Origin of the sequence: Variovorax sp. IB41 (assembly GCF_016405905.1) — a bacterium.
Taxonomy (GTDB): Bacteria; Pseudomonadota; Gammaproteobacteria; order Burkholderiales; family Burkholderiaceae_C; genus Variovorax.
Genome location: NZ_JAEFCB010000006.1, coordinates 107,161 through 120,659, shown reverse-complemented (window position 1 = coordinate 120,659; position 13,499 = coordinate 107,161). Strand labels below are relative to the sequence as shown.

At 70.3% G+C, this 13,499-nt stretch carries 14 protein-coding genes; 4 read left to right on the top strand and 10 right to left on the bottom strand.

Features of this window, described 5'->3' with window-relative positions:
- Nucleotides 1-4: 4 nt before the first annotated feature.
- Nucleotides 5-2,149, bottom strand: coding sequence for a 3-hydroxyacyl-CoA dehydrogenase NAD-binding domain-containing protein (locus JC881_RS13800; protein WP_198786273.1), 2,145 nt, complete (start codon nt 2,147-2,149; stop codon nt 5-7).
- A gap of 145 nt (nt 2,150-2,294) precedes the next feature.
- On the opposite strand from JC881_RS13800, the gene JC881_RS13795 reads away from it, so the two are divergent.
- The gene (locus JC881_RS13795; protein WP_198786272.1) at nt 2,295-3,239 is read left to right on the top strand and encodes a LysR family transcriptional regulator; all 945 of its coding nucleotides are present in this window, start codon (nt 2,295-2,297) and stop codon (nt 3,237-3,239) included.
- On the opposite strand, the gene JC881_RS13790 is transcribed toward JC881_RS13795, so the two are convergent.
- The 3 genes from JC881_RS13790 to JC881_RS13780 are packed head-to-tail and all read right to left on the bottom strand — an operon-like array spanning nt 3,224 to nt 4,442.
- The gene (locus tag JC881_RS13790) at nt 3,224-3,457 is read right to left on the bottom strand and encodes a hypothetical protein (protein ID WP_198786271.1); all 234 of its coding nucleotides are present in this window, start codon (nt 3,455-3,457) and stop codon (nt 3,224-3,226) included. The two genes, JC881_RS13795 and JC881_RS13790, sit on opposite strands and share 16 nt — an antisense overlap.
- 50 nt (nt 3,458-3,507) lie before the next feature.
- A complete protein-coding gene (locus JC881_RS13785) occupies nt 3,508-4,068 on the bottom strand; it encodes a YbhB/YbcL family Raf kinase inhibitor-like protein (RefSeq protein ID WP_198786270.1) in 561 nt (186 codons plus the stop codon).
- 23 nt (nt 4,069-4,091) lie between these two features.
- Nucleotides 4,092-4,442, bottom strand: coding sequence for a Rieske (2Fe-2S) protein (locus tag JC881_RS13780; protein WP_198786269.1), 351 nt, complete (start codon nt 4,440-4,442; stop codon nt 4,092-4,094).
- Between the two features lie 124 nt (nt 4,443-4,566).
- Between JC881_RS13780 and JC881_RS13775 the strand changes: the two genes are divergently transcribed.
- From JC881_RS13775 to JC881_RS13765, 3 genes are read left to right on the top strand one after another with little or no spacing between them, the layout of a single operon-like run.
- Nucleotides 4,567-5,826 (top strand): putative DNA modification/repair radical SAM protein, encoded by a 1,260-nt coding sequence (locus JC881_RS13775; protein ID WP_198786268.1) that lies wholly within the window; start codon nt 4,567-4,569, stop codon nt 5,824-5,826.
- 10 nt (nt 5,827-5,836) lie between these two features.
- On the top strand, nt 5,837-7,282 hold the full coding sequence (locus tag JC881_RS13770) for a UdgX family uracil-DNA binding protein (protein WP_198786267.1): 1,446 nt from the start codon (nt 5,837-5,839) through the stop codon (nt 7,280-7,282).
- Nucleotides 7,279-7,794 (top strand): ureidoglycolate lyase, encoded by a 516-nt coding sequence (locus JC881_RS13765; RefSeq protein WP_198786266.1) that lies wholly within the window; start codon nt 7,279-7,281, stop codon nt 7,792-7,794. The genes JC881_RS13770 and JC881_RS13765 overlap by 4 nt, the downstream gene beginning before the upstream one ends.
- A gap of 3 nt (nt 7,795-7,797) precedes the next feature.
- Here the strand turns inward: JC881_RS13765 and JC881_RS13760 are convergent, their stop codons facing one another.
- The 6 genes from JC881_RS13760 to JC881_RS13735 all read right to left on the bottom strand — a co-directional run bounded on the left by JC881_RS13760 (nt 7,798) and on the right by JC881_RS13735 (nt 13,436).
- Nucleotides 7,798-8,187: a cupin domain-containing protein gene (locus JC881_RS13760; RefSeq protein ID WP_198786265.1), complete on the bottom strand. Its 390-nt coding sequence runs from the start codon at nt 8,185-8,187 to the stop codon at nt 7,798-7,800.
- A 67-nt stretch (nt 8,188-8,254) separates the two neighbouring features.
- On the bottom strand, nt 8,255-9,433 hold the full coding sequence (locus JC881_RS13755; RefSeq protein ID WP_198786264.1) for an amidase: 1,179 nt from the start codon (nt 9,431-9,433) through the stop codon (nt 8,255-8,257).
- A gap of 29 nt (nt 9,434-9,462) precedes the next feature.
- Nucleotides 9,463-10,452: an ABC transporter ATP-binding protein gene (locus JC881_RS13750; RefSeq protein WP_198786434.1), complete on the bottom strand. Its 990-nt coding sequence runs from the start codon at nt 10,450-10,452 to the stop codon at nt 9,463-9,465.
- 38 nt (nt 10,453-10,490) lie between these two features.
- Entirely contained in the window at nt 10,491-11,537 is a 1,047-nt protein-coding gene (locus JC881_RS13745) for an ABC transporter ATP-binding protein (protein ID WP_198786263.1), read from the bottom strand.
- 4 nt (nt 11,538-11,541) lie between these two features.
- Nucleotides 11,542-12,462, bottom strand: a complete 921-nt coding sequence (locus JC881_RS13740; RefSeq protein WP_198786262.1) for an ABC transporter permease — start codon at nt 12,460-12,462, stop codon at nt 11,542-11,544.
- Nucleotides 12,463-12,482: 20 nt separating this feature from the next.
- Nucleotides 12,483-13,436 carry an ABC transporter permease gene (locus JC881_RS13735; RefSeq protein WP_198786261.1) on the bottom strand — a complete coding sequence of 318 codons (954 nt, stop codon included), beginning with the start codon at nt 13,434-13,436 and terminating at the stop codon, nt 12,483-12,485.
- Nucleotides 13,437-13,499 lie beyond the last annotated feature (63 nt).

The window sequence follows — 13,499 nt, the reverse complement described above, 5'->3', positions numbered from 1 at the left end:
TCCTTTATTCGGGTTGGTTCAAGCTCGAGAAATCGGCACCGCGTTCGACAAGCTCCACGAGCAGCGGCGATGGCTTCCAGAAGATCGGGTCTTCCTTGGCGAACTCGCGGATGTCGGCCAGCACCTTGGCCAGGCCCACGGTGTCCGCGTACTTCATCGGGCCGCCGCGGTGGCGCGGAAAGCCGTAGCCGTAGAGGAAGGTCACGTCCACGTCGAGCGGGCGCAGCGCGATGCGCTGGAGCACGACGTTGGCGCCTTCATTCACCATCGCGGCCATGTAGCGGCGGATGATTTCCTCGTTCGTGAAACTGCGCCGCACGATGCCCGCGCGTTCGCGCTCGGCATCGATGATGGCCAGCACCGCCGGGTCGGGCGAGCCGGTGCGCGCGCCCTCGGGGTACAGGTAGTAGCCGCGCTGGGTCTTCTGGCCGAACCAGCCGCGCTCGCAGATGCGGTCGGCGATCTGCACGTAGCGCGCCTGCGGATCGCGCGTGGCGGCCTTGCGCTTGCGCGTGGCCCAGCCGATGTCGCCGCCCGCGAGGTCCGACACCTGGAACGGGCCCATCGGGTAGCCGAACTCGCGCACGGCCTCATCGATCTGGTAGGGCGAGGCGCCGTCTTCCATCATGTGGTCGGCCGCCTGGCGGTACACCGCGAGGATGCGGTTGCCGATGAAGCCGTCGCACACGCCCGCGCGCACCGGCACCTTCTTCAGTTTCTTGGCGAGCTCGAAGCCCGTGGCCACCACGTCGGCGCTCACCTTGGCGGGCACCACGATCTCCAGCAGCTTCATGATGTTGGCCGGCGAGAAGAAGTGCAGGCCCACCACGTCCTGCGGGCGCTTGATGCTCGCGGCGATCTCGTCGATGTCCAGGTACGAGGTGTTGGTGGCGAGCACCGCACCGCTCTTGCACACGCGGTCGAGCTCGGCGAACACGGCCTTCTTCACGCCCATCTCTTCGAACACGGCTTCGACCACGATGTCGACGTCGGCCAGCGCGTCATAAGAGGTGGAGCCGCTGAAGCGCGCCATGACGGCGGCCTTGGCCTCGGGCGTCATGCGGCCCTTGGCGATGAGGCCGTCGTACACCTTCTCCACGTGCTGGCGGCCGCGCGCGAGGCTGGGCTCGTCGCGCTCGATCATGGTCACCGGCAGGCCCGCATCGAGCATCGCCACCGCGATGCCCGCGCCCATGGTGCCGCCGCCCACGATGCCGGCCGATTCGAGCTTGCGCGGGCTCGCGGACCGGGTCTCGGGCGCCTTGAGCACTTCGCGCTCGGCGAAGAAGGCGTGGATGAGGCCCGCGCGCTGCGGGCTGTCGATGCACTGCAAAAAGAGCTTGCGCTCCAGCGCCATGCCTTCGTCGAAGGGCAGCGTGAGCGCGCCCTCGACGGCTTCGATGATCTTCATCGGCGAGAAGAGGCCGCGGCTCTTCCTGGCGGTGTCGGCGCGCGCGGCGTCGAGCGCGGCGCGGGCGGCGTCCTTGTCGGCCAGGCCCGCGGCTTCGCGCGTGCGGCGCACCGGGGCGTTGCCGGCGATGAGTTCCTGCGCGTAGGCGAGGCCTTCGGCGCGTGCGTCGGCGTCGGTGCAGAGGCGATCGACGAGGCCGAGCGACAGCGCTTCCTTCGCGCCCGCATGGCGGCCGCTGAGCATCAGTTCGAGCGCGGGCTTCACGCCGATGAGGCGCGGCGCGCGCTGCGTGCCGCCCGAGCCGGGCAGGAGGCCCAGCGCCACTTCGGGCAGGCCGAGCTTGGCCGTGGGCGAGGCGATGCGGTAGTGCGCCGAGAGCGCCACCTCGAGCCCGCCGCCGAGCGCCGCGCCATGGATGGCGGCGATCACCGGCTTCGTGCAGTTCTCGATCGCGAGGCACACCTCGGGCAGCGAGGGCGACTGCGGCGGCTTGCCGAATTCTCGGATGTCCGCACCCGCGATGAAGTTGCGGCCCGCGCCGACGATCAACACCGCCTTCGCGCCGCTGTCGGCCTTGGCCGCCGCGATGGCGGCCACGAGGCCGCGGCGCACATCCACGCCCAGGGCGTTGACGGGCGGGTTGTCGATGGTCACCACGAACACGTCGCCGTGAAGGTGGGACGGCTCGAAGGTCACGGGACCGGAAGACGTGGGGGTGCTCGGGGTGGTGGTGGCCATGTGCTTGTCTCTTGCGTTGGCGGGCCCTGCTGCGTGAGGGGCCCGAGGCTCTGGGGTGAACCCCGCATTCTTGGCCCGCATCGGCGCTTTGACAATTGCATAGACAGTTGACAGACTGTCAAAGGATTTTTGACACAATCGTCACATGGACCTCCAATCGCTCACCCTGCTGGTGGAAATCCTTGACGCCGGCAACCTGAGCGCCGCCGCCCGCCGGCTCAAGATGAGCCGCGCCAACGTCAGCTACCACCTGAACCAGCTGGAGCGCTCGGTCGGCGCGCAGCTCGTGCGGCGCACGACGCGGCGCGCCGAGCCGACCGAAATCGGCCTGCGCCTGTACCAGCACGGCGTGGCCATCCAGACCGAATTGATCGCCGCGCGCGAGTCGGTCACCACGCTGGGCGAAGGCCTGCAGGGCCGCGTGCGGCTGAGCGTGCCCAGCGGCTACGGGCAGCTGGTGATGGCCGACTGGCTCATCGACTTCAAGCGGCAGTACCCCGGCATCGTGCTGGACGTGGTGTTCGAGAACCGCATCGAGGACCTGCTGCGCGACGAAGTGGACATCGCGGTGCGCGTGATTCCCGAGCCGCCGCAGAACCTCGTGGCGCGCGACCTGGGGCCCGTGCGCTACGTGGCGTGCGCCTCACGCGCCTATGCGGAAAAACATCCGCTGCCCGTGCAGCTGGACGAACTGCAGGGCGCGCCCGTGGTCACCGCCGCGGTCATCGGCCGGCAGCTGCGCGTGTCCGCCTACCGGGGCGAAACGCGGCGCGAGGTGATCCTGGAGCCGACGCTGATCTCGGAAAATTTTTTGTTCCTGCGCCAGGCGATCCTCGCGGGTTTGGGCATCGGCCTCGTGCCCGACTACGTGGTGCAGGAAGACGTGCGCAAGGGCGAGGTGCTGACCACGCTGGACGACTGGCGCCTGTCGATCTTCGGCACGCAGATGTTCATCCTCTACATGCCCAACCGGCAGCACACGCGCGCGATCCGCACCTTCATCGACTTCATCCTGGAGCGGGTGCGGGCGGCCGGCGCGCAGCCGGGCGGTCAGCTGGCTGCTCAAATGGCCGTTCAGTCGCAGCGGTAGGTGACTTCGCTGTCGGGCGCCAGGCGCGCCGCCTTCGGGTCGAGGTAGCGCAGCGGCGCGCCGAAGTTGCGGCAGTAGGCTTCGGCGTCCTGCGCGGTGGGCGACTTGAAGACGCCGTCGCCCAGGAAGCTGACGCGCGGCGCGGGCCGCGAGGAGGCGCAGCCGGCGGCGACGAGCGCGATGGGAAGAAGAGCCAGGAGTGCGGTGAAGCGGCGCATCGGTGGATGCGCATCGCTGCGCATGTGTGACGTGAAAGGAGCCTGCGACTTTAGCGGCTGTAGAGCCCGACCACGCTCTGCCCGCCCAGCGCGTGCCCCTTGAGCGCCGCGAGCAGCGCATCGCGCGTGAGCCCCGCCGGCAGCGCGCCCGGCGCGAGGTCGGAGGCCACCACGGTCAGCACGTAGTGGTGCGGATGGTCGCCGACGGGCGGGCACATGCCGCGGTAGGCCGCCGCGCCCGCCACGTTCGGGCCCACGGTGAAGCCGCCCGTCTCGTTCGCCTTCAACTGGCCGCGCTCGGCCGGGATGTTGTAGGCCACCCAGTGCGAGACGCCCAGGCCCAGCGCGCCGTCCGGGTCCGACAGCAGCACGGCGACCGACTTTGCCTTGGCGGGCAACTGCGTCCATGCCACGGGCATCGAGACGTTCTTGCCGCCGCAGTCGCCCACGCCGGCGTGTTCGGCCGGGATGACGGTGTTGTCGGCGAAGGCGGACGAGGTGACCTTCAGGCCGGTGGGGGCCTTGCCGCCGGTGGCGGGGGCCATGGCGCCGCAGCCGGAGAGGAGGGCTGCGACGGCGAGGGTCGAAAGGGAGAGGGAGAGGGTGCGCATGTGTTTTCCAGGGGTGGTTGTTGTCAATCGGTGAGCCACACGCTGCCGTCCGCTTTTTCACGGACCGCCAGCGGTGCGAGCCGCGCGCCGCGGCAGGGGCCGCCGACGCACTTGCCGGTGTCCGGCTCGAAGATCGCGCCGTGCCGCGCGCACATCAGGAAGCGGCCGGAGCTTTCGAGGACCTGGCCTTCGAAATCGAGCGGGCCGCCGGCGTGCGGACATTGGTTGAGATAGCCGTAGACGGTGCCGTGCCAGCGCACTGCGAAGGCCGGCGCGCCATCGGGCGTCGTGAATGTGGCCGCGAGGCCGCCGTCGGCGAGGCTCGGGGAAATCAGGCGGGGGGTTGCGGTGTCGCTGGGGGCAGGGGAAGTCATCTGCCGCCGAGCGTAGCCGAGGGGTCGGGCCCTGCGCAATGCAACGCGGCCAGCTTGCGCCTTCTTCTGACATGGGGATTTGAAAGCTGTATATTCATACAGTATTTTCCAGCTCGAACCTGCCGTGGACCTCCAGCGCAAACTCGCCATCCTTGCGGACGCCGCCAAGTACGACGCCTCGTGCGCGTCCAGCGGCTCGCAGCCGCGCGATTCGCTGGGCGGGCGCGGCATCGGATCGACCGAGGGCGCCGGCATCTGCCACAGCTATGCGCCCGACGGCCGCTGCATCTCGCTCCTGAAGGTGCTGCTCACCAACCACTGCCAGTACGACTGCCTCTACTGCGTCAACCGCGCATCGAGCAACGTGCCGCGCGCGCGGTTCCGCGTCGAGGAGGTGGTGCAGCTCACGCTCGATTTCTACCGGCGCAACTGCATCGAGGGGCTGTTTCTTTCGAGCGGCATCGTCAAGTCGCCCGACCACACGATGGAGCAGGTGGTCGAGGTGGCGCGCCAGCTGCGCGAGGACCACGACTTTCGCGGCTACATCCACCTGAAGACCATTCCCGACGCGAGCGACGAGCTCATCGCGCGCGCCGGCCGCTATGCCGACCGGCTCAGCATCAACGTCGAGATGCCCACCACCGAAGGCCTGCAGGCGCTCGCGCCCGAGAAGGACGAGAGCGCGATCCGCCGCTCGATGGCGCGGCTGCGCCTGCGCATCGACGACACGCGCGAGGAGGCGCGCCGCGTGGTGCCCATCCGCGCGCTCCCCGGCGCGGCGCCCGCCGCCGCGAAGCCTCCGCCCTTCGCGCCCGCGGGCCAGAGCACGCAGATGATCGTGGGCGCCGACGCCACCGACGACCGGCACATCCTGGCCTCCAGCGCCACGCTCTACGGCGCCTACAAGTTGAAGCGCGTCTATTACTCGGCCTTCAGCCCGATCCCCGATGCAGCGCGCGCGCTGCCGCTGGTGGCGCCGCCGCTGATGCGCGAGCACCGGCTCTACCAGGCCGACTGGCTCATGCGCTTCTACGGCTTCGAGCACCAGGAAATCGTCGCCGCGCCCGACGGCCTGCTGCGGCTGGATGTCGATCCCAAGCTCGCCTGGGCGCTCGCGCATGCCGAGCGCTTTCCGGTCGATTTGAACCACGCGCCGCGCGAGATGCTGCTGCGCGTGCCGGGGCTCGGCGTGAAAGCCGTGGAGCGGCTGCTGCAGGCGCGGCGCGTGCGCCGGGTGCGCGCGGACGACCTGCGGAGGCTGCACGTGCCGGCGCGCAAGGTGCTGCCGTTCGTGGTGGCCGACGGGCACCGGCCCGCGGCGGGCGCCATGGCTGCGGCGGCGCCTGTTGCGCGGCCGCCAGCGGCGCAGGCGTCGCTGTTCTGAATGCGACGTCATGCGCGTGCGGCTCGATGACCCGATCGATCTCGATGCCTTCCGGCAGCATGCGCGGCAACTGCTGGCCGAGGGCGTTCCGCCGGACCGTGTCGAATGGAACGGGGAGCGGGGTGCCGGACTGTTCGACGAAGCGAACGACGCCGCGCCTTCGCCGTCCATTGCCGGCGCGCCGCACGCCGTGCCGGCCTCCTTCGTCGCGCTGTGCGGCGATGTGATCCTGCACCGCGACCCGCAGCGTTTCGCGCTGATGTACCGCCTGCTCTGGCGTCTCGCGCACGAGCCCGCATTGCGACACGACCCGCTCGATGCCGACATGATGCAGGCCCAGCTGATGGCCAAGGCCGTGCACCGCGACATCCACAAGATGCGCGCGTTCGTGCGTTTCACCAAGGTCATGGGCGAAGACGGGCTGGAGCGCCACGTCGCGTGGTTCGAGCCCGACCACCACATCGTCGAGGCCAACGCGCCGTTCTTCGCACGGCGCTTCGCGCAGATGCGCTGGGCCATCCTCACGCCCGAGCGCTGCGTCGAGTGGGACGGCCAGGCGCTGGCTTTCGGCGAGGGCGCCGACCGCCGAGAGAAGCCGCCGCCCGATGCGGGCGAGCAGCTCTGGCTCACCTACTACGAGCACATCTTCAACCCGGCGCGGCTGAAGGTCGCGATGATGCGGCGCGAGATGCCGCGCCGCTACTGGCACAACCTGCCCGAGGCCGCGCTGATCCAGCCGATCACGGGCGCGGCCCAGGCGCGCAGCCAGTCGATGATCGATGCGCCGCCCACGGCGGCGCGGCGCATCCGCGCGCCCATTGCGCTGCACCTGCGGCCGGCCGATGGCGTGGCGCCCGCCGACCTGGCCGAACTGCGCGCCGCCGCGCACGCCTGCCGCGATTGCCCGATCGGCGCGCTCGCCACGCAGGCCGTGTGCGGCGAAGGCCCGCTGGCGCCGCGGCACATGCTGGTCGGCGAACAACCCGGCGACCAGGAAGACCTGGCCGGCCGCCCCTTCGTCGGCCCGGCCGGCCAACTGCTCGACCGCGCGATGGCGCAACTGGGCTGGGCGCGCGACACCGTGTACCTCGCCAATGCCGTGAAGCACTTCAAGTACGAGCTGCGCGGCAAGCGGCGCATCCACAAGACCGCGGCGCAGCGCGAAGCCGAAGCCTGCGCGCACTGGCTCGACAGCGAGATCTCGCTCGTGAGGCCCCAGGGACTGGTGGCGCTCGGCGCGACCGCGGCGCGCGCTTTGCTGGGCCGGCCGGTCGCGGTGCAGGCCGAGCGCGGGGCGTGGCTGCATGAGCGCCGCGATGGCCGGCCCGTGTTCGTGACCCTGCATCCTTCCGCGTTGCTGCGCCTCGCGGACGGCGAGCGCGCCGAGGCCTATGCCCGCTGGCTGGACGACCTCGAACGCGCGCGCGGCACGGTTTCTGCTGCAACCGCGGCATGAACGACGAATCACCCGCCGCAGCGCTGCGCGTTGCGCAGCCGCTGACACCGAAGGCTTTCGCGCCCTATGGCACCGTGATCGGCGCGCCGGCCGGCGAAGGCCGTCCGATCAACGGCGGCAACGCACGGCGCTTCGACCTGCTCGGCGATCTGCAGCTCGATGCCGAAGGCGGCCGGCCGCTGCTCGCGCTGTTCCGCGCCCAGGCGCGAAGCTTTCCGCACGAGGTCGCGGAGATGGAACGGCACGCGCTGGGCAGCCAGACCTTCGTGCCCCTGGGCGAGCGGCGCTTCGTGATCGTGGTGGCGCGGGCTGGCGATGCGCCTGTGTCGCACAGCGACCTCGCGGCCTTCGTCACCGACGGGCATCAAGGCGTGGTGCTCGCGCCGGGCACCTGGCACCACGCGCTGCTCGCGGTCGATGCGGGGGACTTCGTGGTGATCGAGCGGGCTGCGGCGGGTGTCGACTGCGATGTCTGCCGGCTGCGGGCGCCTGCCCGCGTCATGACCAGCTAGAGCTCAGACCGGACGCAGCTGCTCGGCCAGCGAGCGCGTCTTCTCGGTGACCGTGCTGCCGGTGTGCAGCGTGGTCTTGCGCTCGATGAGCATCAGGTGGCATTCCTCGTCGGCGACCGGGTTGTGCCGCACGCCCTTGGGCACGACGAACATCTCGCCCTCGCCGAGTTCGACGGGGCCGGCTTCCATCTCGATGCGCAGGTGCCCCTTGAGCACCATGAACAGCTCGTCTTCGTCGTCATGGCTGTGCCACGCGAGCGAGCCGTGGACCTTGGCGACCTTGATGTACGCATCGTCGACTTCGGCGACGACGCGCGGCGACCAGAATTCGGTGAGCGAGGCGGCGATTTCCTTGGGGGTGGTGACCTGAGTGGTCTGGGTGGTGTTCGGCATGGGGCTTTTGTGCAGGACGTGGGAGCGTCAGGCTAACCCAGGCTGGACGACCCTGCACTACCCTCCGCTACCCGGCGATGCGCTCGGCCAACGCGACCAACGACCGGTCCGACCCCGCCGGCCCGAGCAGCGAGATGCCCAGCGGCGCGCCCTCGCGCGTGGCCAGCGGCATCGAGAGCTGCGGAAAGCCCGCCAGCCCCGCGATGCACAGCATGCGGATCGCGCGGTTGCGGTAGTCCTCCAGCGAGGCCTCGCTGTCGCTGCGCAGCGGCGCGATGTCGGGCATCGTCGGCAGGAGCAGCACGCCGTCGGTGCCGAGCAGGTCGCTCAGGTGCGCGCGAAAGGCCGTGCGGAAGACGCGTGCCGTCGCCACCTGCGCATCGGTCACTTCGCGCGACCACGCAAAGCGTTCGGCCACGCCCGGGCCGAGCGGCGGCGCGTAGCGCTCGATCAGCGGGCCGTCGGTGAGCCAGGCCTCGCGCGATTGCAGGTAGCGGAAGTGCCAGTACATCGCGTCGAAGGATTCCATCGCCACCGCCGTGCCCTGCGCGGGGCCGAGCAGGCTTTGCACGCGGTCGGCCGCGGCCTGGAGCGCATCCGTCGCGGCGGGCGCGGCCAGCGCCCATACGTCGTCGGGCCGCAGCAGCCGCACGCGCTCGGGCAGGGCGGCCGCGTCGGCGCCCAGCAGCACATCGGCCACGCGCGCGAAGGTGCCGACATCGCGCGCGAACCAGCCGCAGGTGTCGAAGCTCGGCGCGAGGTCGAGCGCGCCTTCCAGGCTCACGCGGCCGTGCGTCGGGCGCAGGCCGTACAGGCCGCAGTGATTGGCCGGCGCGCGCACCGAGCCGCCGGTGTCGGTGCCGAGCGCGAAGTCGCACAGATTCGAAGACACCGCGGAGGCCGAGCCCGACGACGAGCCGCCCGTGATGCGCAGCGGCGCGGCGCCATTGAGCGGCGCGCCGAAGTGCGCGTTGTTGCCGTTCATCGAGAACGCGAGCTCGTCGGTCACCGTCTTGCCGGCGAAGCGCGCACCGGCATCGAGCAGCTTCTGCACCGTGGGCGCGGTGCGGGTCTTGATGCCCGACATCGCCAGCACGATCGGGTTGCCGCCGCCGGTGGGGTAGCCCGCCACGTCGAACAGGTCCTTGGCCGCGAAGCTCAGGTCCGACAAAGGGCCGGTGCCCGCGCGCGGCACCGGCGCATCGGGGTAGGGAACGAAGGCGTGGGCGGGGTCGTGCAATGGCATGGCGATGGCGATGAATGAGAAGGAGAAGTTCAGGCAACCAGCGCGGGCGCAATGGCCGCGGCGGCCGCCGTGTGGATGCAGCGTACACGGTGGTTCGGCGCCAGTTCGATCACCGGCGGTTGCGCGGCGCGGCAGGCATCGCTCGCGAGCGCGCAGCGCTCGGCGAAGGCGCAGCCCGGCGGCAAGGCCGAAAGATCGGGCGGCGCACCGCCGATGGTCTCCAGCCGCGTGCCGCGCGCGAGCGCCCCGTGCGCCCGGCTCTTGAGCAGTGCGATGGTGTACGGATGCCGCGGCGAGCGGATCAGCTCGCGCGCCGTGCCCTCCTCGACGATGCGGCCCGCATACATCACGGCGATGCGGTCGGCCACCTCGACGGCCGCGCCGATGTCATGCGTGACGAAGATCACCGAGAGCCCGAGGTCGCGCTGCAGCTCGCGCAGCAGCAGGAGGATCTGGATCTGCACCGTGGCATCGAGCGCGGTGGTCGGCTCGTCGGCCAGCAGCAACTGCGGCCTGCAGGCCAGGGCGAGCGCGATCATGGCGCGCTGGCGCATACCGCCCGACATCTCGTGCGGATAGGCTGCAAGCCGCCGCTCGGGGCTCGGAATGCGAACGCGCTCGAAGAGGGCCAGCGCACGCTGGTGCGCCTCGGCCTGGCGCACGGACTCGTGGCGGCGGATCGACTCGGCGATCTGCGCGCCCACCGAGTACACCGGGTCGAGCGCGAGCAGCGGCTCCTGGAAGATCATCGAGGCGACCTTGCCGCGGAAGCCGGCCAGCTCGCGCTGCGGCATCGCGAGCACGTCGCGGCCCGCCACTTCCACCTGCCCGCCCATGCGCGTGCGGCGCTCGGGGTGCAGGCGCAGGAGCGTGCGCAGCGTCACGCTCTTGCCCGAGCCCGATTCGCCGATCAGCGCGACCACTTCGCCGCGCTGTACTTCCAGGCTCACGCCGCTGACCGCATGCACGGGCTTGCGGCCGCCGCCGAACGTGACGCTGAGGTCGCGCAGCCGCACCATGGGGCTGGGGCCGGGGGTTTGCGTCGTCGCTGCTGCGCTCATGCGGCCTGCCTTTGAAAGGGTTGCGGCTGTGCCATCGGATGCCCGCTGCCCGGCTCGTGCACCAGGCAGCTCACCGCATGCTGCGAATTCATCGCAATGCGCTCGGGGACGACCTGGCTGCACACCGGCGCCGCGATGGAACAGCGCGGGTGGAAGCGGCAGCCGGTCGGCGGGTCGATCGGGTTCGGCGGGTCGCCCGCGAGCGCCGCCACTTCGGTGCGGTGGTCCGGGTCCATGGAGGGCATCGAGGACAGCAGTGCGCGCGTGTACGGATGCGCGGGTGTCTCGTACAGCGCATCGGCCGGGCCGATCTCGGCCACCTGCCCGAGGTACATCACCATCACGCGGTCGCTCACGTAGCGCACCACGTTCAGGTCGTGGCTGATGAACACGTAGGTGAGGCCGAACTCGGCCTTTAGATCGAGCAGCAGGTTGATGACCTGCGCCTCCACCGATTTGTCGAGCGCCGAGACGGCTTCGTCCAGGATCACCATGCGCGGCTGCAACGCGAGCGCGCGCGCGATGTTCACGCGCTGCCGCTGGCCGCCCGACAGCTCGTGCGGATAGCGCTCGGCAAAGCGCTGCGGCGCCAGGCCCACGCGCGCCAGCAGGTCGCGCGCCCGCGCCACCGATTCGCGCCGCGAGAGGCCATGCACCTGCGGCCCGAAGGCGACCGAGTCCTCGATCGTCAGCCGCGGGTTGAGCGAGGCGTAGCTGTCCTGGAACACCATCTGCACCTGGCGGCGGAACTCCTTCAGGGGCAGGTCGCGGCTGCCGACTTCGCGGCCGTCGAAGATCACCTCGCCGCGCGTCGGCTCGATGAGCTGCATCAAGAGGCGCGCGGTGGTCGACTTGCCGCAGCCCGATTCGCCGACCACGCCGAGCGTCTCGCCCTTCATGACGTCGAAGTCCACGCCGTCCACGGCGCGCACCACGCCGCCGCCGCGGCCCAGCGGGTCTTTCTTGAGCGGGAAGTGCTTGACCAGCCCGGTGATCGTGAGGAGCGGCTGCGCGGGGCCGCCGATGTCTTTCAGAGCTTGCATCGCCTCAGCCCTTGTTGTCCATGGCCGAGCGAAGGCCGTCGGACAGGAGGTTGAAGGAAATCGAGGTGATGAAGATCATCGCCCCCGGCAGCGCCGCCACCCAGGGCTGCACGTAGATCGCGGTGCGCAGCGTGTTGAGCATCAGGCCCCATTCGGGTTCCGGCGGCTTCACGCCCAGGCCGAGGAACGACAGGCCCGAGGCCAGGATCATCGACACCGCGATGAGGCTGGTGGCATACACGAAGATCGGCCCGAGCACGTTGCCCAGCACATGCACCCGCACGATGGTGAAGGGGCTCGCGCCCGAGGCGCGCGCCGCTTCCACGTAGTCGCGGGTGCGCACCTGCGTGGTCACGCTCTCGGCCACGCGCGCGATCTGCGGAATGAACACGATGGTCAGCGAGATCAGCGAATTGACCACCCCCGCGCCCAGCGTGCCCGACAGCGCGATGGCCAGCAGCACCGAGGGGAACGCGTAGAACACGTCGATGGTGCGCATGATCAGCGTGTTGGCGATGCCGCCCGCGTAGCCCGCGACGATGCCGATCACCGTGCCCAGCGCAAACGCGCAGAGCACCGGCGTGATGCCGATGAAGAGCGACAGCCGCGCCCCGACGATCAGCCGCGAGAGCATGTCGCGGCCCAGCTCGTCGCTGCCCAGGGGCAGGCCCTCGGTGCCGATGGGCTTCAGGCGCTTGAGCATCGACGACTGGTACGGGTCGGACGGCGCGAGCCATGGGCCGAACACCGCAAGCGCGATCAGCAGCAGGACGACGATGGCCGCGCCCACGGCCACAGGGTCGCGGCGAAAGCGCAGCCAGACCGAGGCCCAGTAGCCGCGGGAGCGGTGCGCCGGCAGCGGCTCGACGGCGGCAGCGGCGGAGGATGGAGACGAGGAGGAAGAAGAGGCGAGCACGGTGGACATGGCGTGGCGGTTCCCTTCCTTCAGGCCCGCGCGATGCGCGGATCGAGCAGCGTCTGCAGCACATCGACCAAGAGGTTCAGCACCACGAAGAACATCGCCAGCACCAGGATCGTTCCCTGCAGCAGCGGCAGGTCGCGCTGGAAGATGGCCGAGTTCAGGAGGAAGCCGGTGCCGGGCCACGAGAACACCGTCTCGATCAGGATCGAGCCGCCCAGCAGGTAGCCCAGCTGCAGGCCCATCACGGCCAGTGCCGTGGGCGCCGCGTTCTTCACCATGTGCCGGAACACGCCGAAGTGCGTGAGCCCCTTGGCGCGCAGGCCCACGATGAACTCCTGCTCCAGGATGTCGGCCACCAGCGCGCGCACCGTGCGCGCGATGATGCCCATCGGAATCACCGACATCGTGAGCGCGGGCAGCAGCAGGAACTGCAGGTGCTCCCAGTTCCAGGCCCAGTCGCTCGAGCCGCTCGGGCCCGCGCCCGTGGCCGGCAGCCACATGAGCTGCGAGGAGAACACGATCACCATCACCATGCCCAGCCAGTAGTGCGGCACGCTCACGCCGAGCACCGAGAACATCGAGGCGAGGCGGTCGATCCACGAGTTGCGGAAATACCCCGCCACGAAACCGAAGAGGCAGCCCAGCACGAAGCCGATGAAGGTGGCCACCACCGCCAGCCGCAGCGTGTTGCCCACGGCGGTGAACACCTCGCCGGCCACCGCGCGGTTGCTCGCGATGGACACGCCCAGGTCGCCGTGCACCGCGCGCCAGACCCACATGGCGAACTGCTCGGGCAGCGAGCGGTTGAAGCCGTAGAGCTCGCGCAGCTGCGCCTGCAGGTCCGCCGAAGCGTCGGGCGGCAGGATCGACACCAGCGGATCGCCGGGCGCGATGTGCACGAGCAGGAAGCACACGAGGGCCACGCCGATCATGATCGGCACGGCGTAGATCACGCGGCGCAGGAGGTAGGTGAGCATCGTGGGGACATCGTTGGATCTGGCAGGCAATCGATCGGGAACCGTTCGGGCTGAGCTTGTCGA